Annotated in this window: 34 protein-coding genes and 1 CRISPR repeat array; of the genes, 19 read left to right on the top strand and 15 right to left on the bottom strand. The window is 65.8% G+C overall.

Translation table 11 applies throughout. The features are described from left to right. Positions 1-85 precede the first annotated feature (85 nt). The 10 genes from LO763_RS22555 (at position 86) to LO763_RS22510 (ending at position 7,344) form a co-directional block, all read left to right on the top strand. Positions 86-499 carry a hypothetical protein gene (locus LO763_RS22555; protein ID WP_230789225.1) on the top strand — a complete coding sequence of 138 codons (414 nt, stop codon included), beginning with the start codon at positions 86-88 and terminating at the stop codon, positions 497-499. Between the two features lie 134 nt (positions 500-633). After that, positions 634-1,071, top strand: a complete 438-nt coding sequence (locus tag LO763_RS22550; protein ID WP_230789222.1) for a DUF6283 family protein — start codon at positions 634-636, stop codon at positions 1,069-1,071. 3 nt (positions 1,072-1,074) lie between these two features. Further along, positions 1,075-1,464, top strand: coding sequence for a DUF6283 family protein (locus LO763_RS22545; RefSeq protein ID WP_230789220.1), 390 nt, complete (start codon positions 1,075-1,077; stop codon positions 1,462-1,464). Beyond that, complete coding sequence (locus LO763_RS22540; protein WP_230789218.1) at positions 1,461-2,105, top strand: hypothetical protein; 645 nt, start codon at positions 1,461-1,463, stop codon at positions 2,103-2,105. The genes LO763_RS22545 and LO763_RS22540 overlap by 4 nt, the downstream gene beginning before the upstream one ends. A 171-nt stretch (positions 2,106-2,276) precedes the next feature. After that, a complete protein-coding gene (locus LO763_RS22535; RefSeq protein WP_230789216.1) occupies positions 2,277-3,347 on the top strand; it encodes a hypothetical protein in 1,071 nt (356 codons plus the stop codon). After that, complete coding sequence (locus tag LO763_RS22530) at positions 3,298-4,791, top strand: S1 RNA-binding domain-containing protein (RefSeq protein WP_230789214.1); 1,494 nt, start codon at positions 3,298-3,300, stop codon at positions 4,789-4,791. Before LO763_RS22535 ends, LO763_RS22530 begins: the two co-directional genes overlap by 50 nt. A 35-nt stretch (positions 4,792-4,826) precedes the next feature. Next, a complete protein-coding gene (locus LO763_RS22525) occupies positions 4,827-5,105 on the top strand; it encodes a hypothetical protein (RefSeq protein WP_230789213.1) in 279 nt (92 codons plus the stop codon). A gap of 277 nt (positions 5,106-5,382) precedes the next feature. Continuing rightward, positions 5,383-6,186, top strand: a complete 804-nt coding sequence (locus LO763_RS22520) for a hypothetical protein (protein WP_230789211.1) — start codon at positions 5,383-5,385, stop codon at positions 6,184-6,186. Between the two features lie 116 nt (positions 6,187-6,302). Further along, entirely contained in the window at positions 6,303-6,959 is a 657-nt protein-coding gene (locus LO763_RS22515) for a hypothetical protein (protein ID WP_230789208.1), read from the top strand. A 97-nt stretch (positions 6,960-7,056) separates the two neighbouring features. Next, complete coding sequence (locus LO763_RS22510) at positions 7,057-7,344, top strand: hypothetical protein (RefSeq protein ID WP_230789205.1); 288 nt, start codon at positions 7,057-7,059, stop codon at positions 7,342-7,344. 215 nt (positions 7,345-7,559) lie between these two features. Here LO763_RS22510 and LO763_RS22505 read toward each other — a convergent pair whose 3' ends face one another. The 10 genes from LO763_RS22505 to LO763_RS22460 form a co-directional block, all read right to left on the bottom strand. After that, a complete protein-coding gene (locus LO763_RS22505; RefSeq protein WP_230789203.1) occupies positions 7,560-8,663 on the bottom strand; it encodes a pentapeptide repeat-containing protein in 1,104 nt (367 codons plus the stop codon). 119 nt (positions 8,664-8,782) lie between these two features. Continuing rightward, on the bottom strand, positions 8,783-9,196 hold the full coding sequence (locus LO763_RS22500) for a hypothetical protein (RefSeq protein WP_230789200.1): 414 nt from the start codon (positions 9,194-9,196) through the stop codon (positions 8,783-8,785). Positions 9,197-9,244: 48 nt separating this feature from the next. Beyond that, positions 9,245-9,469, bottom strand: coding sequence for a hypothetical protein (locus tag LO763_RS22495; protein ID WP_230789198.1), 225 nt, complete (start codon positions 9,467-9,469; stop codon positions 9,245-9,247). 118 nt (positions 9,470-9,587) lie between these two features. Next, positions 9,588-9,983 (bottom strand): hypothetical protein, encoded by a 396-nt coding sequence (locus LO763_RS22490; RefSeq protein ID WP_230789195.1) that lies wholly within the window; start codon positions 9,981-9,983, stop codon positions 9,588-9,590. Between the two features lie 498 nt (positions 9,984-10,481). Then, positions 10,482-10,853 carry a hypothetical protein gene (locus LO763_RS22485; RefSeq protein WP_230789192.1) on the bottom strand — a complete coding sequence of 124 codons (372 nt, stop codon included), beginning with the start codon at positions 10,851-10,853 and terminating at the stop codon, positions 10,482-10,484. 156 nt (positions 10,854-11,009) lie between these two features. Next, positions 11,010-11,612 (bottom strand): MafI family immunity protein, encoded by a 603-nt coding sequence (locus LO763_RS22480; RefSeq protein WP_230789190.1) that lies wholly within the window; start codon positions 11,610-11,612, stop codon positions 11,010-11,012. A 37-nt stretch (positions 11,613-11,649) separates the two neighbouring features. Next, complete coding sequence (locus LO763_RS22475) at positions 11,650-12,138, bottom strand: hypothetical protein (protein ID WP_230789187.1); 489 nt, start codon at positions 12,136-12,138, stop codon at positions 11,650-11,652. A 106-nt stretch (positions 12,139-12,244) separates the two neighbouring features. Next, the gene (locus tag LO763_RS22470) at positions 12,245-12,643 is read right to left on the bottom strand and encodes a hypothetical protein (RefSeq protein WP_230789185.1); all 399 of its coding nucleotides are present in this window, start codon (positions 12,641-12,643) and stop codon (positions 12,245-12,247) included. Continuing rightward, a complete protein-coding gene (locus tag LO763_RS22465; RefSeq protein ID WP_230789184.1) occupies positions 12,640-12,906 on the bottom strand; it encodes a hypothetical protein in 267 nt (88 codons plus the stop codon). Before LO763_RS22465 ends, LO763_RS22470 begins: the two co-directional genes overlap by 4 nt. Before the next feature lie 112 nt (positions 12,907-13,018). After that, complete coding sequence (locus LO763_RS22460) at positions 13,019-13,651, bottom strand: hypothetical protein (RefSeq protein ID WP_230789182.1); 633 nt, start codon at positions 13,649-13,651, stop codon at positions 13,019-13,021. A 261-nt stretch (positions 13,652-13,912) separates the two neighbouring features. On the opposite strand from LO763_RS22460, the gene LO763_RS22455 reads away from it, so the two are divergent. Beyond that, entirely contained in the window at positions 13,913-14,077 is a 165-nt protein-coding gene (locus LO763_RS22455; RefSeq protein WP_230789180.1) for a hypothetical protein, read from the top strand. Positions 14,078-15,316: 1,239 nt separating this feature from the next. Then, positions 15,317-16,069, top strand: a complete 753-nt coding sequence (locus tag LO763_RS22450) for a phage antirepressor N-terminal domain-containing protein (RefSeq protein ID WP_230789178.1) — start codon at positions 15,317-15,319, stop codon at positions 16,067-16,069. 206 nt (positions 16,070-16,275) lie between these two features. Here the strand turns inward: LO763_RS22450 and LO763_RS22445 are convergent, their stop codons facing one another. Next, entirely contained in the window at positions 16,276-16,794 is a 519-nt protein-coding gene (locus tag LO763_RS22445; RefSeq protein ID WP_230789176.1) for a DUF6221 family protein, read from the bottom strand. A 630-nt stretch (positions 16,795-17,424) separates the two neighbouring features. Here LO763_RS22445 and LO763_RS22440 point away from each other — a divergent pair. From LO763_RS22440 to LO763_RS22420, 5 genes are all read left to right on the top strand, one after another. Then, positions 17,425-17,886, top strand: a complete 462-nt coding sequence (locus LO763_RS22440; protein WP_230789174.1) for a phosphatase domain-containing protein — start codon at positions 17,425-17,427, stop codon at positions 17,884-17,886. A gap of 24 nt (positions 17,887-17,910) precedes the next feature. Beyond that, on the top strand, positions 17,911-18,429 hold the full coding sequence (locus tag LO763_RS22435) for an AAA family ATPase (RefSeq protein WP_230789172.1): 519 nt from the start codon (positions 17,911-17,913) through the stop codon (positions 18,427-18,429). Between the two features lie 49 nt (positions 18,430-18,478). Further along, entirely contained in the window at positions 18,479-19,561 is a 1,083-nt protein-coding gene (locus LO763_RS22430; RefSeq protein ID WP_230789169.1) for a DNA cytosine methyltransferase, read from the top strand. A 47-nt stretch (positions 19,562-19,608) separates the two neighbouring features. Then, positions 19,609-20,172 carry a hypothetical protein gene (locus tag LO763_RS22425; protein ID WP_230789166.1) on the top strand — a complete coding sequence of 188 codons (564 nt, stop codon included), beginning with the start codon at positions 19,609-19,611 and terminating at the stop codon, positions 20,170-20,172. A gap of 139 nt (positions 20,173-20,311) precedes the next feature. Next, the gene (locus LO763_RS22420) at positions 20,312-20,581 is read left to right on the top strand and encodes a hypothetical protein (protein WP_230789163.1); all 270 of its coding nucleotides are present in this window, start codon (positions 20,312-20,314) and stop codon (positions 20,579-20,581) included. A 174-nt stretch (positions 20,582-20,755) separates the two neighbouring features. Here LO763_RS22420 and LO763_RS22415 read toward each other — a convergent pair whose 3' ends face one another. The 4 genes from LO763_RS22415 to LO763_RS22400 form a co-directional block, all read right to left on the bottom strand. Then, positions 20,756-21,028, bottom strand: a complete 273-nt coding sequence (locus tag LO763_RS22415) for a hypothetical protein (RefSeq protein WP_230789160.1) — start codon at positions 21,026-21,028, stop codon at positions 20,756-20,758. Positions 21,029-21,082: 54 nt separating this feature from the next. Beyond that, the gene (locus LO763_RS22410; RefSeq protein ID WP_230789157.1) at positions 21,083-21,319 is read right to left on the bottom strand and encodes a hypothetical protein; all 237 of its coding nucleotides are present in this window, start codon (positions 21,317-21,319) and stop codon (positions 21,083-21,085) included. Between the two features lie 154 nt (positions 21,320-21,473). Continuing rightward, on the bottom strand, positions 21,474-21,644 hold the full coding sequence (locus LO763_RS22405; RefSeq protein ID WP_255672920.1) for a DUF397 domain-containing protein: 171 nt from the start codon (positions 21,642-21,644) through the stop codon (positions 21,474-21,476). A gap of 181 nt (positions 21,645-21,825) precedes the next feature. Then, positions 21,826-22,425, bottom strand: a complete 600-nt coding sequence (locus tag LO763_RS22400) for an HD domain-containing protein (RefSeq protein WP_230789151.1) — start codon at positions 22,423-22,425, stop codon at positions 21,826-21,828. A gap of 507 nt (positions 22,426-22,932) precedes the next feature. On the opposite strand from LO763_RS22400, the gene LO763_RS22395 reads away from it, so the two are divergent. Continuing rightward, on the top strand, positions 22,933-23,391 hold the full coding sequence (locus LO763_RS22395) for a hypothetical protein (RefSeq protein WP_230789149.1): 459 nt from the start codon (positions 22,933-22,935) through the stop codon (positions 23,389-23,391). Positions 23,392-23,763: 372 nt separating this feature from the next. Next, positions 23,764-24,252 (top strand): hypothetical protein, encoded by a 489-nt coding sequence (locus LO763_RS22390; RefSeq protein ID WP_230789146.1) that lies wholly within the window; start codon positions 23,764-23,766, stop codon positions 24,250-24,252. Positions 24,253-24,408: 156 nt separating this feature from the next. Beyond that, a CRISPR array of direct repeats spans positions 24,409-26,756; the repeat unit is 29 nt; unit sequence CGGTCCACCCCCGCGTAGGCGGGGAACCC. Positions 26,757-26,790 lie beyond the last annotated feature (34 nt).

The raw sequence follows: 26,790 nt of genomic DNA, 5'->3' as shown, positions 1-26,790 counted from the left end.
CACCGCCGCGCTGGCGGCCCGCGCACCCGGGCCGCCAGGCGCCCGCGCCCCGCCACCGCCGCGCACCGAACCGCACGGAGCCGCCATGTACCGCACCGACCGATGCCGCATCGTCGGACACTACGCCCGCGACCTCGCCACGCTCACCGCCGAACAGCACGCCACCATCGAGTACGGCCGCACCTGGTACACCGTCAACGGCACCGTCGACGCGCTCTGGTACCGCCGCAAACACGGCTACACGCCCGCCTGCCTCGGGCCCCTGCGCCTGTGGAGCCACACACGCACCGAACCGGTCGACGTATCCAGCCCGCGCTCGGTGCTCACCGCAGGCCTCGACGGCCGCTGCGGCGCTAAGCGCACCGGCCGCTGGGACGGCCACACCTACTGGGGTGCCGACGAACCGGTAACCATGGCTGCGCACCTGGCGATCCTGCGGCCGATGCTCGCGGCGTTCCCGACCGTGCCGGACGGCTACGACCGCTGGTGGCATTTCTGAGACCAGTGCGGTCCAGGCGCCGCAGACGCACCCCACCGCCCGCGCTGGCCCGCACACCGCCCCGCGCATCAGGAAGAATGAACGGACGCCCGACAGCGCCCCCCGCACCGAACCATGTGAAGGACCGCATCGCCATGACCGAACCCGAATGGGTCTGTGAAGACCCCGCAGGCGAATGGGGCGTCGTCCGCACAGACAACGTCGCCGGATACCGCCGAAGCCCGTGCGCGACGTGCCCATGGCGCAAAGACGCCCCCCTGGGTGCCTTCCCCGACTCGGTATTCGACTCCAGCAGACACACGAGCGTGCAACCCGAGCACTGGGACGGGCAGGCGCAAGCCCAGTTCGGATGCCATGCCAGCGCGCCCTCCACAGGTGCACCCGCGTCCCTGACATGCGCTGGGTTCCTGGCCGTCGCCGGCCGTGACAACCTCAGCGTGCGCATGGCGGTACTGCAAGGCACGATTGCTCCCGACGCGCTCGAACCCGGGGAGGACTGGCCCGAACTGTATGACTCCTACGATGCGATGGCCGCAGCGAACCGGGCCGCCAACGCCAGAAAGCAGCGCTAACCGATGAATGACAAGCGTGAACTGCCCCGTCAGAAGCGGCCCTGCACCGAATGCCCGTGGCAGACCGCCGCTGAACCGGGCAAGTTCCCACCCGAGCGGTTCGAAGCGCTCAAGAACACCAGCGAGCAGCCCGAGAACTGGGACGGTGCCCCGCAAGCACTGTTCGCATGCCACATGGTTCCCGAACGGCCGGAGCAAGACGCTGTTGCTTGCGCTGGCTGGCTCGCGACGTGCGGCGGCCAGAACTTCTCCGTTCGCCTGGCCGTCGCTTTCGACCAGCTGCCCGCCGAAGCGCTCCAGCCCGGCGCCGACTGGCCCGAACTGTACGAGTCGTATGACGCCATGGCCGAGGCGAACGAGGCCACCGACGCTGAAGGGATGCGGCGGCCGTGAGCCCCGTCGACCCGGGCAAATGGCCGCGGCTGGTCGTCACCGGAACCGACGTCACCCCAACGCAGGCCGACGAGATCATCATCCGAACCACTGACCTGAACTGGTTGACGTGCAACGATCCCGAATGGGAGAACGCCGTCAACGTTGCGTTCGGGATCGTGAACGACCGTATCGGCGACGCGTTGCAACGTACCCGGAACCTCCGCGTCCGGTACCTCGCGAACAAACGCATCGCTACGTCGTGGATCGGTGGCCCGCACGGCTGGTGCGACTGGACGGGCGCGGTCGGCACGAACACGTACAACCTCGGCAAGTGGCCTGCACCGGAAGTCGTTGTTGCCGAATGGGCCACGATCGCCGCCGCGTTTCCCTACCTTGAGCTCGAATCGTGGCTGGTCGCCGACGAAGGAGCAGGCTCGGTAGCCGCGCACTGGGGCGTTCGCGCTGGCAAGGTCGAGGCGCTGCCGCTGGGGGAGCCGCCGCCGCTGCCGGACGAGTTCGACACGCACACGATGATCTACGCCGGGATACTTGACCACGGGAGCCGGCACGGCGTCACCCTTGAACGGTTGTATTCGGCGATCGCACGGACCGAACGCGGCGCCGAGGGCTTAGAACGATGCCCGAAAACGACCAGTTGAAATAGCTCTCCGCAGTTGATGCCACACCGTATGCATACATAAACCCCGTGTTTTCGGAGACCAGCCGTTGCCGTGTCGACCGCAGTCCCGGCCGGAGCCGGGGACACCAGTGGCACGCGTGCGACACTCTCGCTCGTGCACTGAATGCAAAACCCCTTCTGGAGCCGATCGATGCAGCACCAACCCCGAACCGACGAGCGAGCACTCAAGAACGCCAAAACGATCCCCATGACACTCCAAGCTCGCATTGTCCCGCCGCAGCCCGACCTGGTGGCACTCGCGGCTGCGATCGGCCCCGCCGGGGAAGCGCTCGCACTCTGGGGCCCAGCCTCGCTCAACCCACGGCTGCACGCCCGAACCGGAGGGGAACACCAGCCGAGCTTCCCTGCAACCGCCACCGACGCGCCATGGACCGCGAGCCTGGTCGTCACCCACCCTGACGGTCGCACCCACGTGCTCTACATCGGCGGCTTGACGATCACGTTCCCGATGATCCAGCCGCTGCCAGACGGCGCCTTCCTGATGGTCGGTCCGCGCTGCGAATACACCGCTGCAGGCCCCCAGCACAACGCTGTGGTGATAGGCCCGGACGGGTCGACCTTGCGGACCGGTGTGCTCGGCGACGGCATCGAGGACGTCCGGACCACCACCAGCGGGCGCGTCATCGTCGGCTACTTCGACGAGGGTGTATTCGGGAACCTCGGGTGGGGCGGCCCGAACGGACCCGACCCAATCGGCGCGCCCGGTCTCGTCGAATTCGACGCCGACCTGCAGCAGGTCTGGACGTACCCGGTGGGGGAGGAGTCACCGCCGCCGACCATCGACTGCTACACGCTCAACATTGTCGGTGAGACCGTTTGGGCCTGCCCCTACACCGATTTCCCGGTGCTGCGCATCGAAGATGACGAGATTGCCGTCTGGCGCAACGAACTCGCCGCTGGAGCTCACCACCTTCTCGTTCACCATGCGACCGTTGCTTTCGTCGGCGGCTACGGCTTCGGCGGCGACGTCCTCACCGTGGCCGCGCTCGAGGACGGCAGGACGACAACGTTGGACACCCGTCGAATCGAGGTCGCATGGGCCAGCCCCGTCCACGACCTGCTCCACACCTGCGCCCAAGGGGCCCAGCTTCACCGGATCACGACCGACGGACACTGGTACACCCTCGACCTCGCCGACGATGAAGGACGGCATGCTTCCTTACCGCTATCGCCTCACCAAGTACGATCCTGCCGACCGTGACGACTCAGGCCACTACATCGGTGCCGAAGACACCGACAGCGACCACGGCCCGGTCGAAGCGGCGTATCTCCGCGCGGTGGCCGCCTTCGCCGACGACGCCGGCATCGACCGCCTCACCATCCGGGAGCCGAGCGTCACCAGCGTGCACCGATGCAGTGCCACACCGAAGGTGTCCGGTCATGGCCTGGCCGGGATCTTCCCGCCTGACCTGACCGGCTACCACGACGGAGCGACAGTCACGCTCGAGGTCGGTTTGGAACTGGTCCGGGCGATGCTGCGCGACACCGGGGCCTGGTGCCGCCTGGAAGCCGAGGGCGCGTTCGCCGTGCACGTCGGAGGGGACCAGTACGTCTACCTCGGCACGCACGCCGCCAGCGACGCCGCTCTGACCCGAACCCGCGCGCTCGGGTTGTTCCCCGAACCCGTGGACGCCTCCCCCTACGATCCCTCCGGTGACGACCACGAGGTCGCTCAGCGACCCGCCGACGACGACTTCTGGGCCCGGCTCCAGTGGTCGGTGGCCGTGGGCCAGGCGGCGATCCTCGAGGAGACCGCCGTAGCGGGCGCTGCGCGCTGGCACCGGCTCACACGCGACACCGTAGACGACGTGCGAGCCCGCCTCGCCCCGCGCGCGATGCTGACCGTGTGGCCCGACCTTTCCACCGACCCCGCAGCGGTCATCACCGAGCTTCCCGAAGCAGGCGTGGCCGAACTCGTCTGGGAAGACCACCACGGGCGGCTCACGAGCGCCTTCGCCGACGACACCGCATTCCCCGAGCTCGCCGCGACCATTCGCAACGCCCGGGCCGCAGCCGTCTGGTTCGACGGCAGCGAACGCCGGCCGCTCTTCACTGCGGTTCTCCCCGATCGGGACGGGGTGCTACGGGCCAGGTGGCGAACCGAACCCACTGCGAGCGACCGACGCTGGGCCGTCTTGACGACACTGCGCAAGGGCCAGATCTGCACCGGAACCGTCACCGCCATCCCTCCGTTCCATGTCACGTTCGTCGACATCGGCGGCGTCACCGGGCAGATCAACGTTCCCGAACTGTCCTGGCGGCACATCGACCACCCCACCGACGTCGTCTCGGTTGGTCAGGAGATCACCGTCAAGATTCTCGACGTCGACATGGTGCGCGAACGGGTGGCGCTCTCACTGCGGGCCGCCCACCGCAACCCGCTGGAGGTTCTTGTAGATCGGGTCGGCCAGACCGTCAGCGGCCCCATTACGAAGGTGGTGCCGTTCGGAGTGTTCGTGCGCATCGAGGACCGCGACGACGGCTTCGAAGGTCTGGTGCTCAACGAGCCCGATGGGGGACCGGACTATGTCACCGGTGACATGATCGCGGTGAGGATCGTCGAGGTTGACCCGTCACAGCGCCAGGTTTGCCTTGCTCACGCGGATCGGCCTCAAAACGAGCCTTCCAATGACGATCCGCGGTGAGCTGACCTCGTTCCGGGGCGGAAAGGAAGCGTGACATGAAACCCCCGATGAGAGCGGAGGTGGAACGCCAGTGGGTCGACCTGATCCGCGGCGAGATCACACGCGAGCAAGCGCACGCCTGGGCGAAGCCATGGGTTGAAGAATTCTTCGAGCAGGTTGATCCGACGATCGAGAACGTGCTCCAATCCCTGCATGGATTCGACATGGTTTACACCGATCCTGAGCGTACCTGGATCGCACATGGCGGGCCGGGCGTCTACGTTCACGATGCGGCATGGATCCGCGAGTCTTTCGAGCGGTGGAAAACGAGGTGAGCGCCAGGCCATCCGTTTATCGTCCCGACGTTGGCAGACTCGACTTGGCTTCTGGAGCAAACCATTGGACTGGATGCCGAGCCTGGGAAGCGATCGCGGCTGGAGCGGCGCTTCGCCACCGTTTCCGGCACCACTGCACCATGGCGCGTTGGGAACGTCATCGTCAAGCAGGCCACCAGCAAACCGGATGTGGGCCAACGTCAGAGTGCTCCGGCCCGGTGGTGGCGCCGTTATGATTGAAGCTCTCCCTGTAGGTGTGTAAGGACTCGACCGCCCCATGCGCATTGCCATCTCCGGACATCGCGACCTCTACGGCGCCACCGTCGATCTGGTCAACGTCGGCCTCAGTGACGCTCTCGCCGCACTCGACGACGGCCGCGCACTGGTCGGCATCACCTGCCTCGCCGCAGGCGCCGACCAAATGTTCGCCGACGCGGTCCTGCACGCCGGTGGCACCATCGAAGCGATCGTGCCCGCATCAGCGACCCGTGACGACTTCAACGCGGTCGCCGTCGTCGACTACGACCGCCTCCTAGCCAACGCCAGCACCGTGACCGCATTGGACTACCGCACGTCCGATGCGACCGCACACATGGCCGCCTCCCTGGTCATGCTTGAGGCCGCCGACCACCTAATCGCCGTATGGGACGGCCAAGCCCCCCGCGGCCCCGGCGGCACCGCCGACGTTGTCAACGCCGCCCGTCAACGCAGCATGAACGTCACCATCGTCTGGCCTGACGGTGCACAACGAGGCCGAGCCACGCCCGACCGGCCGCGGCTCCTGTACGCCTCCAACGGCGATGCAGACCAGGTTGAACACGCCGCCGTTCGCACCGCCGCCGCCCGCACTGGGGCCCTGGTTACCTTCCGGCCCGCACCGGCGGAGCGACCAGACGTCGTGCTGGAACTGCGGCGATACACCGACCCGGTCGACGACACCGAACGGTGGGCAGTGATCACCGTTTTCGGGTCGACGACCGTGATCGATGCTGCAACCGAAGCCGCCGCTAGGGACGCGTACGAGGAAACAGGCGACGCGATCGGAGCGGCCCTCTACATGGGCCGTGCAACGCTCGCTTGAGGCCACCCGTTCACCACATCAGCTGGCACAACGCACCCGCGTCCCGTTGCTGCCGTAAGGGCAGCGTGCACGCACGGGTTGCTGCTTCGGCCCTTAGTGCAGTTCAATTAGGGGTCATGACACGCTCACGCCAGCAACTCCGTGCGTACTATCAGGGACGACTTGACCGGGTGGCCGCCGACCGGCTCGCCGACGTCATCGTTGCACTCGTATTGACCGAACGCGGCTACCTTGATGTCAACGGCTGGGTATACCTCCACGAGGACGCGATCCGGGGCGCGTTGGATGCCATCAACGGCAGCCTGGTCACCCGGCGCACCATCACGCTCGCGATCCAGGATCTCCTGCACCGGAACGTGATCGAGGACGTCACGGGGTCCCGTCGACCCGACGGCACGGTGACCTTTCCACCGGTGGCGGGCATGCCCGAGGTGCCGCTGCTGCGGTTCCAAGCAGATCGGTACCGTGCCTGGTCTGACGGTCATGCAAGCGACGGCTACGACAATGAAGCGGGCGTTTACGGGCATACGCGAAAGCTCAAGCCAGGGCAGCGAGCGAGCGACGACGCCAAACGAGCCCACCAGGAAGCGCAAGAGCACGGGCAGATCGCCAACCATGGTCCCCTCCCGGACGGCTACACGTTCGTGACCGCGCACCATCGTCGCTACCGTGACCAATCGGGTGGACCTGCGCTGCGATCTTATGCGCCTGGTGACGATGCCGGTGATGACTTTGACGAGGATGACGCCGACGCCTACCACCGTTACACGTGACGACCAACACGGCATATTGCCGTAACACCACGTTGCGACACAACGCTAGACCGGGCACGATGGACACTCCACATGTATCAAACTAGGGAGCCGTGTTGTGACCCCTGATTCCTTGCGTCCCAATGCCGCTACCGGCGTCGCGGCCTACCGCAACGGCGCCATGACCGTGCACGCCGTCCGTGTGAACGCGGGCAACTTGACGGTAGGTGAACAGTTCGTCGGCGGCAGCTGCAGCACTCTACCCGGCGGCGGCCTGGTATTCGCCACCGAGCACGGACCGTTGCGCGCCCGCGTCGGCGACTGGATCGTGCGCAACGCCCACGGCGACTACTACACCTGCCGCGACGAACAGTTCCAAGCGACCTATGAGCGCATTGAGGAGTAGCTGGCGGCACTCAGCAGGAAAGAACCGCTGGTAGGTCCTGTATCGAGCGCTTCGTCAGCATCCGAGGGGACATCCTTCCGGAGGCATGACCACGACAGGGCGCCCTGACGTGGTCGAAGATAACCGTTGAGCGGATGACACCCACATATCAACCACATTCGCTGCATCCGTTGCGCGACGTTGCCGCCGCCACCTCGATGAGATGAACGGTCACTTCATGATGGGGATCGCGGCGGCGCTGGAGCGTCCGTTGCCTTACCGGGGAGCAAGAGCCCGGCAGGAACCCCGTTGGGGAAGGCATCAAAGTTCGGCGGCACCGACCAGTCGGCGACCTCACGGAGGTCGACAATGCCGCCTGCAAACTGTGCCCCTTGAAAGTCGACGACGGCGCCCGAGAAGCACGCGCCCTCGAACAAGGCCGATCCTTCGCTGAACCGAGCACCGTTAAGGTTGCCGTTCGGCGAGAAGTGCAGGCTGCCGCCTGACAGGTTGGCTTGTGAAAAGTTGAAGAGGTCGGCCGTGATCTGTGCGTGCCGGAAACTGATGATGCCATCAGTGAACTTCGCGCTGTAGAACGTGCATACTTCGCCAGCGAATTTGGTGTCGATGAACTTGACGGTAGCGCCGCTGAACTCAGCTTGGAAGAACCCGACACCGGTAGGGAACTCCGTTCCAACGAAGCCGATGAAACCCGTTGGAAACTGCGCCTGGTTGAAGGACACATGGCCCTTGAACGACGCTCCGTGCAAGCTACCGCCGTCAAAGGTGACCCGTTCGAAATCGAACGTGCACCAATGCCACGTTTTTCCGCGAACCGGTTCGAAGCGGAGTCGTTCGCCGATGATGTTTACAATCGTGTGCCGCACTTGCCGTTCTTGAGCGGTCAGTTTGTACGCTGCCTGCTGTTCGGCAGTGGGATCCTCCGGTAGTGTCGGCGGCTCATAGGGCAACTGTAGATAGGCGCACAGCACGTTGACGCACTGCTGTCTGCCTCGGTTCCAGTCGTCGGCGAGGCTGGCCATGGCGTACACGCCAGCGAGCCGGTTCGCGGCCTGGTCGGAGGAGAGCTGGTCAGCTGCGGCCGCAAACTGCTCAGTGAACAGCTTTGCGTCTTCCCTGGCTTCAGCGGCTTCCCCGAGGCGCTGCTTACGGTAGGCGATGGTCAGTGCCACGACACCGCCGATGCCGGCGATGGCGTAGAAGATCAACCGTAGGATCTCCAGCAGCAGTGCGTCGGTCGGCGGGGCCGCCAGCGGCGTGGTTGGCTTGCTTGTGAACAGCACCCACATGCCGATGAGGACTGCGACCGCGACCGCCATGACGAGCAGGACATGAAGCCACAAGGGAAGACGGGAAGGGCTTGACCGGAGCGGGGAGGGCATGGAACGGTTCTATCAGAGAACAGCCCGACCTGGGGTTCGGCACGGGGCGCCTCCTGCTACTGACGGTCGCGCTCAAAGCGCTCAAGGAACGCGGTTGCAAGCTCATGCCATCCGCTCGCCGGGACATCACCGTCGATCAGCTCCGCGATCTCGTCGGCGTCAACATCACTTGTTGCTACGATCGGGCGAGCGTGAATGGCGAGCTCCCGTCCCGGTTCGCCCCAGTACAGCCTGAGGACATGTTTCTGCTCGTCGGTGTGGGTGATTACCCAGACTGGGTCTGTGCCCTTCCGAAGATCGGTGTCCACCTGCGGGAACTGACCGGTGAAGAGCCAACGCCGCCAGGCGCTCTCGAAAGCGAGGTCGACTGCGAGCTTGTCGAACGGCAGTGACCAGCGGCCGTGCATCACCAACCCGAGCGCCATACCTTCAGATACCGCGTTGCGCTGTCGTGCACTCGATATCGTCATGGTGCCGACGCTATCGTGTTGCACTCATGACGACGATCAGCCAATCGGTTATCTACCAGCTGCGAAAGTCTCCAGCTCCGCAATCGAGTTCACGAGCATGGTGTGCAGGCACTTGCGATGCAACCGTTCGAGCCCGGCCGCGAGTTCGGCACGTGCGTGCTTGTGCAAGGACAGGAGCGCTGATCCGCAGACGGTGACGATGCTGACGCAGGATTGCAGCGTGGACTCGTCGGTGCTGGTGTGCAGCAATTCGCAGTAGCGGTCGAACGCCACCGCGACTTCCTCGACGCATCGTAGGGACAACAGTGGTCCGTGACGGGGGTGCCGGTCGTCGGATGCTTCGCGGCTGGCGATCCCAAGCGTTGTCCCGTAAGCGGTGGGTGGACCATGGTCAGTTCGCTTCGGGGGCGCTTCCGGTGGCGCCAGCATCGCGCAGCGACTTCCCCAGCGGCCCGGTGAGGATGCGGGGATACCGGCGCCACCACCACCAGTCAGGCTCACGAAGCTTATGGAACTGGGAGAGCGCTGCGCCGTCGTCGGCGATGGTCGCTGCCGTGAAGCGGTTGTCCAAGGCCATCAGCCTCGGCATCCAATCCTGGACGACGAAATCATGAAGCAGCCCGGATGCCTCCCGGAGCCAGTTCCGGCTGTAGAGGTCGTTGGTGTACTCGTAGATGGTGTGGCTATAGCCCTGTTCGACCTCGCCCGCCAGCCGCTCCCACTTGTCGACCATCTCAGCAACGGTGAACGCCTTCCGCCAGCCGTCCTGATGCAGCCGCTCGCCCACCTCAACCTCGCTATACGTACTCATCGCGACAGATTCTCACAGACATCCTGCAGATCGAACGGGTATCTCGCCTGGTGAGCGTGCGACCGCTCGCTCATCTCCAGCCTTCCGAATCGGACGCCGTTGGAACGCAATAGATCATGATGTTGTGTCAGGAATGATCGCGGCGAAGGCGAATCGATGGTGCTCCTGTTCAGCGGGCTGAGTCCTGGCCGGTTCGCCAAGCTGGTCCGCCAGCTTCGCCGCGAAGGTCGCCGATCCTGCGCTCCGGGGCCGACCTTGGAAACTCGCCTCCGAAGACCGGGTGCTGCCGGTCGCGGCTTACTGGCGTACCAACCTGGCGAACCGGCCAGGACTCAGCCCGCTGAACAACAGCACCAAATTCTCGTCCTTCGCCGTGATCACTTCTGCCACCACACCGTGATCCGTTGCGCTTCAGATCCGGCGGGTCCGAGATGAGCGAGTGGTCAGCGCCCACCGGGCAGGAACCTGGAGGCGTTAGTAGACCTCGCTGCGAACGGATTCGAGTTCACTGGAATCGAATCCCTGCATCTCGGCGGCCTGCCGGAGCCATTGCGCAGCACGCTCCCTCCAGTACGGCGACCAAGATCGTCGCGCCGAACCGATGACCGTTGACAGCAAATGCGACGGGGAACGAAACTCCTCCGGACACAAGTCAGTCCAGTGCTGGGAGAACTCACCGAGGCAATCGGCCAGCGGGCGTTCCATGAACGGCCACATGGGGACCATGTTCGCCTGCACCAGGCTCACCCGCTCCTCGCCGAGAACGCCGACACCAAGGCGTCCGTCGACCATCCGACCGATCCACGCTCCGTCACCGCGTTCGATGACCGGTCTCCATTGATGCATACCCAGATCCTCTGTTCACTCCGGCACATCCGCTATTGCCCTGTGGTCGTTGCTGGCCGTCACGCCCCCGAACGCGGCGAACCCAGCGGCCATCCCTTCCCCGGAGCCACCGCCTCGATCGGATAGGCCCACCGAGCGCGGATTCGAGCCGGACGCTCATATTGTCCCCCAGCATCCCGCCACGCCTGCACGACATCGGCAACTCCGGACGCCAACTGACCGGCTCCGCTGAACGCTTACAGGACAACGCTTAGTGAGCAGATTGAGTGCGTGGGGGCGCGCGGTGGGGGAGAAGACCTCGAGGGAGTGGGCGAGTACGGAAGCGACCGTAGTCGCGGCCGGGAAGCGGAACCCGTCGGCGAACACGATCTGATCGACGCGATCGACGACGGTGCGGGCGGCCGCAAGCGCACGAAGCGCTTCCGGTAGATCAGCGGCATCACCGTAGCTGTCGAGAGCGGGCCAGTCGTGCCGGGCGAGCTCGGCCTCGAAGCGATCGCTGACACGGATGAGTTCGTCCAAACGCCGGATCGGCTCGGGCGCATCCAGCTCCTCGGCGGCCGCCACGAGGCGGCCGTAGTACGCCTGGGTGATCGCAAGGTCGTCTTCGAAGAGCCATGAGCACAGTAACTCGAACCCGAGGACCTCTTCGCCGGCGTGCACGAGGTCGCGTACGTCATCGATGATGGCCTCGCGCACGATCGAGGAGTCAGCGAGGAGATCGAGCAGGAGGCGCTTCAGCGCTCCGACGTGCAGCATGGCACCTTTCCTGCAATGTGCCCCGGGGACATCGGCATCAGCGGCGAACCGGCTCGACAAAGCACACCACCCTGTCATGAGTAGGGGAGTACCCGAGTACGGAGTGTTTGCCGTCGCCGCCTTCGGCGTCCATGAGCACCGGTTTCCCCAGCCGCTGCCCGAGTACGGTGAGGAACTCGCAGAAGACGTCGAGGTCGGCTTGCCCTCGGAACACCCGCAGGTCGATATCGAAGTCAATCCGGTCCTCTGCGTAAAAGCGGAAGATCGCCACCATCACCGGCGTCAACCAGACACGCAACTGCGCGCACTCGGCATCAGCGGGTCGCGACAGCACTGTCTGCGCTGAGGGCACGGACAGTACCGAGCGTCCTTCGGTGTACTCGTGCGTCCACTCTCGTTCCCGGACCAGGTCGAGCACCGCCTGCCAGTCAGCGGTTGACGTGCTCGGCACATGAAGATCGGGCAGTGCGCCCATCAACTCGGGGTCGAAGCAGTACCGCATCTTCTCCCAACGCAGGTCGGCCATGTTTATGTTCGCTTTCGGTGATCGTCGACAGGGTTGCTCAGGTGGCTTTGGAGTGCATCGTGCCCGAACTTGCAGGCAGTGTGGCCTGTCGAACGACGCGTCGAGTTCAGCGATCGACGGCGATCGCTTCGACCTTGGCAACAGTGAAGGTGTCGAGGCGGTCGGCGGTGGTGATCACGGGCCAGCGAAGCTCCCTGGCTTCGAACGTGGTCTGCCCGAGGACCAGGTCCGCCGTCATGTCCTGCTGCTGCATGGACTCACCGATGGCGAGGGCGTTCTCGGCGACCGGTGCGACGTACATGCGCTGGTCGGGTACCTCCAAGCACAGCCGGAGGGCATGTACGGCGAGGTCGGCGGTAGGGGAGTCCGAGGCGAGGTGCACCAAAGCCAAGGCGGGGACGCAGATGTGGAGCTCCCCGCGAGCGGCCGCGGCGATGAAGGCCGAGACGCGCTTGTTGGCGCCCAGGTGGATCAGTGCGGCGGTGTCGAACACGACGCCGATCACGCGTTGCCGGCCTTCTTGGTGAGGTCGGCGATGACGTCGGCGACGAACGCATCCGATTCCTCATCGGGAGCGGTCAAGTACTTGGCGAGATAGTCATCGACACGGGCACGCCCCCGTGCGGCATCGGCCTCACGTTGAAGGCGCTCGGCGATGGCGTCCGCGGCGTAGGACGACACCGACCGGATCTCACCGTTGTCGGCTTTCTCGCGCAGCATCTGGGCGAGTTCGGAGGGAAGGGTCATGGAGATGGGAACCGTAGCCATAGCTATACGATAACATATTATAGCTGAGAGCAGCCATCGTCGCTGCTTACGCCGGAGCCCGACGAAAAGCAGACGCCAAGACGCCCGCCGAGACTACGGCCTCGGACCTCCCTCAGATCCTCTCCGGAGCCTGACACATCGGACACCTGGCAAGATGCTCGTCGTCCAGTTGACCAGCCTCGCTCAGGGTGTCCCGAGCCAGGGCCCGCACGGCAACGGTCACCGCACGGATCGACACCACATACTGCTTCTTGACGGTCTTGCCGTTATCCAGTTCGGTGCTCTGGAACGTGATGGTGTGTCCTTCAGAGCCGCCGCCATACGCGCTGTGGAAATCCAATCCGGCGGCCCCTCCCAAGTCCACCGCGAGACCTTGGGCACCTCTGGTCGTCTGGAAGCGGCCCGTGCCGCGAATGTACTCGTCGAAGTGCTCAATCCTGTCGCGCAGGACCTTGAGCGAGGGATGCGCCTGGGCGAAACCCTTGACGGGCGCACTGTGTTCGCCGATCAGTTCTGCGGCGCCACGTTCAACGTTCCGTGCGGCGCTGACCAGCAACAGCGCCAACACATCGCGTCGACCGATCGCTGTGAAGTCGCCAGGTTCAAAGCCCGCCATCACGTTGTAGAGTTCGGTAGCTGCGGCTGCCCAACCGTGGGTCCAGCCACCTAGTCGCTGGTCAACCGCTGAAGGCGCGGAGGCAGCGTTGGCCCCGGGTTGAGGGGTGCTGGCACTGTTCAATGTCACGGGTGCAGCGTCCCAGACGTGAAGGACGTACGCAAGCCTGTAGCTTCCGTCGGCGCCAGGACCAACTTGTCAAGAGCAGTCGGCGGTCGAGGCCGCCGGGGAGGACCCGGTCGCCCCGGAACCTGAGGAGCTGATCGAGGACCCGGGGTACGAGGGGCCGGCTGAGCCGGTGCCGGTGCCGCCGACCGATGAGCGGGTTCTCGAGGCGGTCAAGGCGTACTTCGCGGAGCATCCGGTCGAGGACGCCACTACGCCGCAGCCTTGCTGCTCCAGTGGAAGCGGCCGGTCTTCGGTGTCCTGCTGGGACCGACCATGCAGCCGAACTACCGCAAGACGCAGGCGCTCACCGTGAAGGTGGACAGCAACGCGGTGGCCGAGGAGGTTCTGCGGAGGATGTCCGCTGAAGACTGGACGCGTTTCCGCTAGCCTCCGGCCTCACCCGTTCAGGCGATGGCTTGACGGCTGCCGCGGGTGGAGGTTTGGGGGTACTGACTCCCAGGCCGCCGTCTCCGGTGGGGACGGCGGCTCAACCAGCGGCAGATGGGCCCGGCTTCGGCTGGGGCCTTTCGTCGTGCCCGCGGTCCGGTATTTCACCACCGAGGAGTTCACTCGAGGGGTGCTCCTGGCACTATCCGTAGACGACCGCTGCCCTCAAGACCTGCCTCTACCGGGTCACCGACCACTTCATCCTATTCGCTGACCTCTCCTTCCTCACCAGACCTGGTGACGGCCGGACCGCCGTGGACGCCCTGTTCACGCGTAGAAGACGGGGTCTTCGCTCTGCTCGTAGCGGTTTCCGGGGTCGGGCCGTCGTGGATCTGACGGTCGGACGGCTGAACCTGTCACGTCCAGCGCCTACGCTTGAGGGAGTACTGCAACCCCGCGCGGAGGGCTCAACTTGCCCAGGAGGCATCTTCGGAGCATGGATTCGGATTATTTTATCGCCGCATACTTCCGCATGTCGTTATACGGCCTTGCACTGACACGTACAGACAAGCGCCTACATCTGCCTATTCCAGTTTACGAAAATCTATTTCTGTCTACTGATTCCGATGCTCCCGATGGAACCGCTCAGTCTGATCAGTCCGCTCAGTCCGTAGGATGAGCGGAGCACGTTACGTTCTATTTACACGCAGGCGAGAGGATAGAGCAGAACATGTTTGCGCAGCTTACGAAGATGGCCCAGATCACACAGGTTGCGTGGCTTGGACCTGCCGGGTCACTGCGGGACACCACGGGATACGTAGGGAAACTCTTAAGGCTTTCTGTAGGGGATCTCCTAGAGCGACGGTTCCCGGCGGACGCCCGGGCGCTTTCCGGAGTCGGTCGGGAATGGTAGTGTGATTCTCGACGACCGCGATTCGTATCGCCGCCGTCGGACCGCCCGGGTAGCTTCCGGGCGAGGCTCCGGCCCGCCACACTTCCCCGGCGGGCCGAAGAAATCTACCCCCGGGGGAAGGGCTAGGGGAAGACCACGACGCATGCCAGCCAGCGAACCGCTGGTCTCCGGACATGGAGAAGCCCGACGCGAGCGGCAACTCGACGCCGGGCAGAAATCTCCGCTTAAGGTCATATCTAAATCATGGAGATGAGTTGAACTCTATCACCGTTTCCGCAGGCGGGAACCCCCAAGGGGGCTTTAACACGCCGAGCGACATCGTTCACGTGCCCTTTCACGGACGCGTCATTCACACCACCCTGGGGATCGACGGCGAGCCCGCCATCGTCCTCAAGCCGACCATCGAGGCGATGGGGCTGGACTACTCGACGCAGCTCCGGAAGCTCAAGTCGAGGTCCTGGGCAGTTATGGGCGAGACGCCCACAACTGGAACTGACGGCAAGACCTACATGATGGTCACCATCGACCTCGAAACCTGGTCGATGCTCCTGGCGAACATCGACGAGAACAAGGTCAGCCTCGCTGCCCGTTCGCTCGTGATCGCCTACCAGCGCGAGAGCGCCAAGGCCCTCCGGGACTACTGGACTCAAGGGATCGCCATCAACCCCCGGGTGTCCGTGGAGCAGGCCGCGAAGGTCATCGCCGTGTTCGCCCAGGCGGGCATCGGCGACGCCGGGTTCTGGGACACTAAAGCGCGGCAGCTGACCGGGCGCGTGCTGGGCGAGAGCCCGGAGTACGACGAGCGGATCAAGCCGCTGACGGTGTCGATCTACCTCGATGGTCTCAACCTCAAGTCCGCTGAGGTGAAGAAGGTGCGTGGCGTCTTCGGGAAGCGCCTGAAGGCGAAGTACATCGACGTGTACGGGACCAACCCGCCGCAGATCGAAGACCTCGTGGACAGGCACATGGTCAAGGTCGCGCAATACCAGGAGCAGCACCGCCCGCTGTTCGATGACGTGTGGCGGTCGCTCAACCGGAACGAGGGCGGGGCGAGTCGGCCCCGGAACCGACGCAACTAGACCGTGCGCCTGCGGCTCCGGTAGCCAGACAAGACCCCCGCTCCGCATGGAGCGGGGGTCTTTGCCGTGTCCGGGTTCTACGGGTCGATCCCCACCGATCACCGGAGGCCCGGACGAGGCGCCAGGTTAGCGCCGGGCGGACTGCCCGAGCGGCAGGCACGCCGGGCTAGTCCTTGCCTTGCCCCCGGGAATCAGGTCGGTCGCCATCACTCCCACCGCCGGTCGGTGTCGTCGCCGGCCTCGAACTCGTCCATGGGCGAGCCCGGCGCGGTCGTGGGCTCGGCGGTCGCGTTGTCGGTGCCGCCGACGAGCCACTTCTCTCGGTAGTCCGGATGGTCTGAGTACACGGTAGCGAGGACCTCCAGAACCGGCCCCAGCGCGGCATGGTGCTTGTTGCCTACCTTCTTCCCGCCGGGGTGCGACCTCAGTATCACGGCCCGCCTGAACCGATCCAGAAGCTTCCGCTTAGCATCGATGTCCCGCAGGGCGCGCCGGGGTTCGCCGAGTGCAAGCATCTTCTGGGCCTGGCTGATTTGTTGCCGCTGCTGGTCGAGGTAGCGCTCCTCGGTACCGTCCGGTTCCTGCATCATCTCCTTGGCGTCCAGAGCCGCGGCCCAGATGCGCCCGAGGATGACCCCGACTCCTTCGTCGGCGGCTTCCGTTGCCAGTTTCTCGTCCTCGTCGAGCCGGTCGCGGAGGAATGCGATGAGGTCCAGGTCTGTCATCTGCTTATCCTTCCATCACGGCGGTGAATCCGGAAGTCTCGTGAGTGCCGTCGACTTCCGCACGGACCATGCGCGCGAGTACAGTGCTCAACCCGAGGACTGCGACCGGCAGGCACGCAACCCCGATAGCGGCTATGGCGGGAGACGCTCCCTGTCCCAGGGGCCGGGCGCGAGGGCGGCTACAGCGGAACGCCGCACGTACGAGCCAGTGGTTCGAAATGCGTGCAGCGAATGCATGCCTGTTCACGACTGCTTCCGGTTTGTGTGAGGGCGTTCCTGCGGTGCCGCAAACGGGATGTCGTGCGCGGCTTGACTTGTGCGTGCCCTGCTGCCCATGGCCAGATGGTGCGAGCGTTGATGGGTCGCCTTGCGAACCGTGCGGCCCAGGACCGCTGCGCACCGGGATGCAGCTGTGGTGACCGGGATGGCGGCAGCGCCGGCCCCGAGCGTGAGCGCGAGAGCGAGCACGTCGAACCAGTGGTGCATTGTCCTCCTGAACCTGGAGTGGACTCGATGGCCGTTGGTGCGTCGAACAGCAGCTCGACCGCTGCAGTTGGTATCGAGAGCTATTGCACACCATGGTGTTTCGTTATTTTGAGCGTTACTTCATTATGTCATAATGGACAGAACATGACGCAACTGAACTGGAGCGATATGACCGCCGCCGCATCCCCCGTGAAACCACGGGCCGTTATCGTCGACATTGACGGCACCCTCGCCCTCCATGCGCACCGCAGCCCCTACGACGAGTCCCGAGTCATCACTGACGAACCGCACGAACTTGTCATCAGTAACGTGCGTGCCCTCGCCGCGCAAGGCCTCCAGATCGTCATCACTTCTGGCCGCACCGACGCCTGCCGCGCTGACACTGAGACGTGGCTGAAGCAGCACCTCGACGTCGACTACGCCGCGCTCCACATGCGGGCCGTCGGCGACAGCCAGCACGACGGCGACCTCAAAGAAGGCTTCTACCGAGAGCACATCGAACCGCAGTACACCGTCGTTCTCGTCCTCGACGACCGCGACCGCGTCGTCGACCGGTGGCGCACACTCGGTCTCCTCGTCTACCAGGTCGCCTTCGGCGACTTCTGACCCAGCGCAGAAAGCAGACCCTCGATGCACCCTGTCCCGCCCGCGGGCCTGGCCGCGCACGTCGCCGCGCCCTTGCGTATGGAAGTCCTCATCGGCCCGCCCGGATCCGGCAAATCCACCTGGTGTGCTGAGCACCGGTCCGAGAGAGACCTGTTCAACCTCGACACGTACCGGCTCTGGCTGACCGGTGACGCCACCGACCAGACCCGGAACCCCGAAGCGGTCGCATGGCAGCAGCGAGACCTCCACGCACACCTCCTGGCGGGCCGCCTCGCCGTCATCGACGCCACGTGCACCGTCGCATGGCAGCGCGCCGTACACCTTGAGACCGCCGCCCGGTTCGGCGTGCGCGCCCGCGCAATCGTGTTCCGCACCCCGCTGCATCTCTGCTTGCAGCGCAACGCGGCCCAAGACCGCGTCGTCCCCATCGATGTCATCGAGGGGACATGGGCAGAAACGACCATGCTTACGCGAGCGGGCCTGCTCGCCGAAGGGTTCGCTGACGTCATCGACGTCAGCCCACGAGGCCCGGCACAGCCGTGAGAGGGGATGCGCTGCCGCCACATGTGGAGACGTTGACTGGCCGGGCGTCGTGACCGGCTACCGGCAACCGGCCCTGCTGGAGCCGCACTCCCCAGCGTGTCGCACCGTCGACCTGTTCGCGGGCCCCGGCGGCTGGGACGAAGGCGCCCGCCTCCTCGGCCTCGACCTCGGGATCGAAGGGATCGAGATCAACAAGGACGCGTGCGCGACTGCTCGCGCCGCCGGGCACAGGCGCCGGCACACTGACGTCCGGGCTGTGGCCCCCGCGGACTACCTCCACTGCGGCGGCTATTTGGCCTCGCCACCATGCCCGACCTTCAGTGTCTCCGGGAAACGCACCGGCCTGGGGAAGGATTACCAGGCAGTGCTTGACTCGTGGACCAGTGTCGGTTGGGGAGCGACTGCGGCAGAGGCCATGCGGTGCGTTGCGGATGTCCAAGACGAACGCACTGCGCTCCTGACGGTCGCGGGTATTTGGGCCCTGACCCTGCTGACGGCAGGACAGTGCGAATTCGTTGCCATGGAACAAGTTCCAGCCGTCGAGTTCGCATGGGAAGACCTCGCCGCTGAACTCACTGCGATCGGCTGCGCGAGCGTGAACGTCGGCGTGCTCGACGCCGTCAACTTCGGCCTGCCGTCGCGGCGCAAACGGGCGTACCTGGTCGCCTCCCGGCACGGGCAGACCCGCACCGCTCGCCGCTTCGCCCCTGAATACACACCCTTCGGGCCCGGCTGTCTACCGACGCCAACCGAAGGAACACCGCGGTCGATGGCGTCGGCGCTTAGTTGGGGACCGGGACATCACGTGGTAACGCGCGGCAACCGCAGGCCAACGGGAGGTGGGACGTTCCGAGCGGACCGACCTGCCTGGTGCCTCACCGGAAAAGCCCGCGGCTGGCACCGCGACGACGGCCTCCGGCTCACCCCCGGTGAAGCGGGGTACTTGAACGGATTCGGCCTCGACTATCCCTGGCAGGGAAGTCGCTCCGCGCAGTTCCAACAGGCCGCTGACGTCGTCGCGCCACCCATGGCGGCACACGTCATCGCCGCAGCGCTCGGCATCGAAGCTAGTGCCGTGATCGACGGTTATGTTGAGGACCTGTACGAGCGGGCGCCAGTTCTCGCTGCATGATCGCTGACCGTTCCCACCGGCGGCCTTCCGGCTGAGAGCATGTCCCTATGCCACCCTTCACCACCCTCGCTGCCGGAGACCCGACCGCGCAGTCTCTGCTGCTAACCGCGATCATCTCTGCAGTCACCGCCGCGGTCGTTGCCCTCGGCCTCGAATGGTTCGCTAAACCCACCCTTGAAGCGCGCAAGGAACGGATTCTCAAGCGACACGAGGTTTTTCGTGAGCTTGTCGCTGCTGCGCGTGAAGAATCTTGGCGGCTGGAAGTCACGGTGCTGGAGTATGAGGACGTAGAGCTTCCCGAGCTTCGCCGGAACTTTCTGTCGTTGCGGGCTCGGATGCCTCGGCTTCGGAACGCGAACAACCAGCGAGCGCTCAAGGAGATAACGGAAATCATGATGCGGCAGGTAGCGAGACTTGAGCACGGAGAGACACGTCGCGAGAGCCGCGCGCTTCAAGAGGCAGAAATCTTGAGTGTGGCAGCAGCGCTGTTGGAGACTCCTGTTTGGCGCATGCGTCGACGCTGGAAGATCCTTTACGATTTTCAGGTTGCCGCGAGGATCGGCTCGTGCGACGACCAAGTCTCCTTCTGGCGATGGCCGTGGTGGAGATGACGGTGGAGAGCTGCGTGTCCCACCGTGGTATTTCGTCCCCTCATGCACATGCATCGGCGGCTCAATCCTCGTAACGGTTGTCGAAAGTGTCGGGCATTGGCGATAGTCTCAATAAGCGCCACAGGGCGTGCCTGCCGGCTTGTTCTCCACGGATGTGGACTTTGCGGCATCCGAACCTGACGCGCTCGCGGCCATCACCGGACGGTTCTTGGCGCCTACCGATCTTCACGAGCTGAACATGCTCAGCGCCAACGGCCGGGTGCACTTCATCGACCGGGCGTGGGCCAGGCCTGTCGCGGTCTGGGTCGACGCTGAGATGGTCACGATGCGTCTGGTCGCCGCTGGCCATACCTGCGAGAAGGCCAATCAATGGCGCCTTGACCAGATCCCCGACCTTGTACCTGCCTAGGACGAACGCCGCGGCTTCGCCGTCCAGATGCTCGGGACATGGACTTACCTGGCGCATCTTCGCCTCCGGGCGAGCGAACTTGCGCGACATGGCCGCGCACGCCCGCGCATGGGCGCAGTACCTCATGTGAGCAACACTGGAGGACCCCGGCGTGAGGGAGCAGGTGCGCGAGGCTCAGGCGGGGGCACCGCGGAGGCCGCCGGTGAGCGTGGCTTTCAGCAGGTCTCGGCATGCCTCCAACGCACCGGTTTCGACTTCGCCGACCAGTTGCGCGAGTGCTCCCAATGGCAGGTGCAGGGCGAGGCCGTGTGCCAGGTATCCCGGGGACGCCGACAGGGTGTGGAACCGTTCGGGAGGCGGCATCGTGCCGACCTGCTCGGTCAACACGAGGGGGCACACGAAGACGCGTTCGGCCGCAGTGTTGTACGAGGAGTGGGAGAGCACCACGACTCGGTGGTCTCCGGGTAGGTCGCCGCGCGTAGACCTCTCCGGGCCTTGGGCTCACCGAAGGTTCCGCGGGTCGTTCGCGGCGGAGGCGGCGGTGTCCAGTTCGGCCATGAGTACCGCGTCAGCGCCGCCCGTTGCGGACACCGGGGTGATGTCCGCGAAGCGTAGGCGAACCGCTTCGGCGTCGAGCGGGCCGCGGGCCAGGTCAGATACGGAACGGCCGAGGCGGGACGCTGCTTCCTTGAGACTGTTGTAGGTCTCATCAGAGACACTCAAGCTCAGGGTTTTCATGTTCAAAATGCTAACAAGCATGTTGTTAACGAACGGCCAGACTTCATGCACCATTGCGACCCCGGCATGGCGCCAGCTATACCGGGCGTCGGGTGACGATGCATGCGACATCGAGGCCCACGCCTGTGTGCGTGAGCCTCGGCAAGGTGGATGATCAGGCCTTGGCTGCGTGCAGCAAGCTGATGAGGTCGGCGTCGGTCATGTTGAGCACCGGCGACCGCTCCTCCAGCTTGCTGTCGCGGATCTGGAAGCCCTCAGCGGTGCTGCGGAGCTCCACGCAGTTCATCTCACCGGCACTTCGGGTTGATGTGCGCCATGCGGACATGATGCGCTCCTCTCCGATGACACGACAATTATTCGTATCGCTGTGAACACTCATGGTAATCACTGTGTGGTGTGGTCGGCGCTGATTCGCGGTTCCGACAGGACATGAACGGACAACATCGTCTTGGCGTCGCGATCACCCGACCGGATCTACACCATGGGCATCGCACTACCAGCGTGCGTTACCCGTGGGCGCTCCCATTTGCGGCGCGCGGCGGGTCCTGCCGCAACAGTTCCCACGCGAGCGGGTCGGCCTCCAGCACTTCCTGCGCGAGCCCCCGTGCGGTTGCGGACTCCAACGCGTTGAAGCTGGTGTCGATCCACCGCTGAACGGTCGCCACACCCTGATGGCGGTACTCGACGGCTTGGATGAGGCATTCGAGGCGGTCCGCGTCCCGTGCGCAGGTGGCTTCAGGTGTCTCGCCGGTCTCGAACTCGGTGATGGCCTCCTGGATGGTCGCCGTGACGCGTTCAGGGCACGCGGCCGTCTGGTCGGCGACGACCGTCGCCGAGTCCGCAGCGGTCAAGTAGTCCCGTCCGAGCTTCGGGATGTCACCGATGCGGGTCTCGGGAGTGTCATGGAGGACGCACAGCAGGGCCGTCCTGGCCGGGTCGGCACCTTCGAGGCTCGCCAGAACCATGCCGGTGACAGCGGCCCGCCACGAATGCTCGGCGATACTCTCAGGGTCCTTGACCCCGGTGACCCACCAACCGGTGCGCTTGGCGCGTTTCAGCAATCCAGCTTCAAAGAGGTACCCGGCGGTACCAGCAAGCTCAGTCATGAATAGGTCACTCCTGTTCGGTCATGCCGCCGGTGACAGCGACGCACACCGAGCGTAGAGCGTCAGAGCCGGGAGCAGCACCACCGTTGGCAGGCACTGGCCCCCAGTCGCCCCAGCGGCATGCGCCCCACGCGATGCTGCCGCCGGCGACCCGCACGGTCGCGGCGAGCACCATGGAGGCCCTCGTTCCCGAACGCCGACAACGCCGTATCGACGCCAAGCACCAGTCGGCACCGGTGCGTCCAGTCGACCGTTCGCGTTGCTCGTTCGAAGCGTGCGACCTGCGCGCAGTGAGGCAGCAGCACGGCCTGACACTCGCTCGCGTCCCCACCCACCGCCGCACCTGCCACCCGCGCTGCAGCAAGCGTCGCTGAAAACCCACGGATCGGACATGCGCATCGATCAGACCTACGCAACATCGAACGCCAGAGCGAAGAACAACTCGGCCGACCTTCGATACAGTGTTGCCGCTACAGCGCCCACTGCACAGGACAGGACCTGCCCACCATGTCTGCAACCACTACGACCGCACTCGGCGAAGGCCTCATCGGGATCGAGTTCCCTCAGGACCTCCTTGACCCTGGACAGTACGTGTGGACCGACGTCGTAGCGCTGACACCCAGCACCGGATACGACCAACCCGACGTCGCCTTTCCCGCTGAACTTGCAGGCATTGAAGGCACACTCGTTGCCGTGGTCACCGCTGCGCCCAGACGGCAGGCAAAGGCGCAAGGCCAAACCCGACGGTTGAGCTGGATTGACGAGCACGCACGTCGCGGCGCCGACATTCCCGACGAAGGGGCGGCGATCGTCCTCGGTCATGGACCTGTCCGGCTGCGCGAACGGTTCGCTGGCGGCCGGCCGACCCGGCGGGAACGAACCGCGATCGGTGTCGGCGCGACTTTGGAAGCGGGCGAGGTCCGCTCGGTGCACGGCTTGTGGGTACGTCTTGAGCTGCGCCAATGAAACGGCTGGGTCTTGGACAAGGACACCCTGCCGCTGATGTGCTGCTCAGGCGTCGGCGGTTGTCCGGTGACACCGATCCCTGCTGCCCCCGCGGCCCCACCAGTACCGTGGGACACGCCTTCGGCAATCAGTATCAGGGCGACGGCCCCGTTCCGCATACGTGCGAGGGGTACTTTTGTTGCCGTGACCGCCGTAGCGGGTTGCGGTCATGACCGTTGAGGGCGTCGGCAGGCTTCACCGCAAGCACGGTATTGTCCTCGCCCCGGAAGCGACCGAAGCACTGCCACAACGTGCGCTGAACAGCGGACGCTCCGCAGTGACCGTGCCCAAGGACCGTCATGTCCGTCATCTGGATCTGGAGAGGCCACCGCGATGACCATGGACTACCGCTACTACCGTCCCGTCGCACCTGCAGCGGCACTTTCGACCTACTTCACGGCCCGGCTCGACCTCACTTGGAGCGACCCGGTGTCGCCCTTCCCGATCACCGGTGAACGCTGGTGGGGCAGCTGCATGATCGACACGGCTGCGGAGTTCGACGAGGAAGCCGCACGGCTCGGCATTGACCCGGCCGGCGACATCGCGGTCGTCACCTTCGAACTCCGCAAATTCCTTTCCACTGAGGGGTACTACCGCGCCCACATTGACCTTTACGGCGCCGTCGTCGACGATCTCAATGCGACACCCGATCTGACCGGGCTGCTCGTGATCGGCGACGTTGATGTGGTGATCGAACGGCCCCCCGGCGGCTCGACTCTGCTTGACACCAGTCTCGCCGACCCCACTGACGGCAACCATGACCACCACCTCGACCCGGTCCTTGCCCGTGGCACCGTCACCGATCTGGTGAACCTGAGTTAAAGCACCCGGGGCGAACCCGGTCAACGGTAGGCGACCGGATCGCAATGCCATCGCAGCGGGGAATCCCAGGCTCAGGCCGAGTTGAGTCGGTTCGGGTACGGTTTACCCCCGCACGGCGGGGAATCCGGCGTACCCCAGCGGGGCTCGCGACAGTGGTGGTCCATCCCCGCGTAGGCGGGAACCCTGCTCATGGCCCTCGACCAGCCCGCCCTGTTCCGGTCCACCCCCGCGTAGGCGGGGAACCCGACCCACGTGGGGCACCTGCTCACCAAGCTGGGGGTCCACCCCCGCGTAGGCGGGGAACCCCCCGCGGCGTTATCTTCGCGCTGGAGAAGCGCCGGTCCACCCCCGCGTAGGCGGGGAACCCAACGACATGACCATCTACAACGTCCACCTCGTCGGTCCACCCCCGCGTAGGCGGGGAACCCAACGACATGACCATCTACAACGTCCACCTCGTCGGTCCACCCCCGCGTAGGCGGGGAACCCGACGAGCCTGAGGGGGTCGTGAATCCGGCTGCCGGTCCACCCCCGCGTAGGCGGGGAACCCCCCGCGGCGTTATCTTCGCGCTGGAGAAGCGCCGGTCCACCCCCGCGTAGGCGGGGAACCCTCCTTCAGCTCCTCGCAGAGGTCGATCCAGTCCGGTCCACCCCCGCGTAGGCGGGGAACCCTCGGCGGTGATGACCTCGAGGTAGGAGGCCGTCGGTCCACCCCCGCGTAGGCGGGGAACCCGGCGCGTCCGCGTCGAAGTCGGACGAGATGACCGGTCCACCCCCGCGTAGGCGGGGAACCCGGCTCGAACGGCGAGATGCCGAGGCGGTCTTCCGGTCCACCCCCGCGTAGGCGGGGAACCCGGCTCGAACGGCGAGATGCCGAGGCGGTCTTCCGGTCCACCCCCGCGTAGGCGGGGAACCCACCGACGACACCTCGAAGTTCGCCACCGGCGGCGGTCCACCCCCGCGTAGGCGGGGAACCCTTCGTTGCCGACCACCAGGAGGAGAACTTGCGCGTTCCACCCCCGCGTAGGCGGGGAACCCCGGCTCGGTGTGGTTATCGGTCACGGGGATGCCGGTCCACCCCCGCGTAGGCGGGGAACCCTTCTGCGCGGCGATGGCGGTGTCGATGGTCTGCGGTCCACCCCCGCGTAGGCGGGGAACCCACCACGGGCCGCCCGTCTCGGATCACGATCACCGGTCCACCCCCGCGTAGGCGGGGAACCCACCTGGACCTACCTGCCGGGGCAGGTCACCCGCGGTCCACCCCCGCGTAGGCGGGGAACCCGGCGAGCACGGCGAAGCCGAAGGGCGCAGCGGCGGTCCACCCCCGCGTAGGCGGGGAACCCCCCGGTGGCCATGCGCTGCGAGGCGGGACCGGCGGTCCACCCCCGCGTAGGCGGGGAACCCGCCGAGGTCCAGAACAGCCTGTACCGGAGCCTCGGTCCACCCCCGCGTAGGCGGGGAACCCGATCCACTCGTGGAGGTCGGCGGTGGTGGTGGCGGTCCACCCCCGCGTAGGCGGGGAACCCTCCCCGTCACTCTCGGCGCGGTCGGACAGCATCGGTCCACCCCCGCGTAGGCGGGGAACCCGGCGTGAGCCTCCAGGACGCCTTCCCCGACGCCGGTCCACCCCCGCGTAGGCGGGGAACCCGGAAGCAGCGTGACACAGCAGGAGAAGAAGGACCGGTCCACCCCCGCGTAGGCGGGGAACCCCAGGCCGCCGCGCACATCGAATGGGCCGACCACGGTCCACCCCCGCGTAGGCGGGGAACCCGGCGATCGGGGCGGCCAGGGCTGGGGCCGCGGCGGTCCACCCCCGCGTAGGCGGGGAACCCTGATCATCGAGGGACCCTCGGGCCCGGTGCGGCGGTCCACCCCCGCGTAGGCGGGGAACCCGTCGACCCGGTGGTCGACGTTGTAGCCCACGGCGGTCCACCCCCGCGTAGGCGGGGAACCCCCGGCCCCGTGCGCGTTCTCGCACATCGCCGTCGGTCCACCCCCGCGTAGGCGGGGAACCCCCCCGGCCGTGAGGGCGGTCAGGTGACGATCGGCGGTCCACCCCCGCGTAGGCGGGGAACCCGGCCCGCGCCGGCCACTTTCTGACCGTTCTGGCGGTCCACCCCCGCGTAGGCGGGGAACCCGAAATCCCTGAAGGAGAAATCGTCGTGAAGGACGGTCCACCCCCGCGTAGGCGGGGAACCCTCGGCACGGGCGGCCTCCAGCTCGTCCAGCAGCGGTCCACCCCCGCGTAGGCGGGGAACCCCCGCACTCGATGCAGCGCTCGAAGAGGAACCGCGGTCCACCCCCGCGTAGGCGGGGAACCCACCTGGCACGTCACGCACGACGGGGAGTCGAACGGTCCACCCCCGCGTAGGCGGGGAACCCCCTGCCAGACGAGCCGGAACCCCGCAAGGGACCGGTCCACCCCCGCGTAGGCGGGGAACCCCGTACGCTGTTACGTGCCATCGGAAGCCCAATCGGTCCACCCCCGCGTAGGCGGGGAACCCAGCTTGGCTTGCTTCTTGTCCCATACCGGCGTCG

The sequence above is a fragment of the Glycomyces amatae genome (genome assembly GCF_020991375.1).
Taxonomy (GTDB): domain Bacteria; phylum Actinomycetota; class Actinomycetes; order Mycobacteriales; family Micromonosporaceae; genus Glycomyces; species Glycomyces amatae.
The sequence above is the reverse complement of the archived record's forward strand: the minus strand, read 5'-3'. Positions and strand labels throughout refer to the sequence as shown.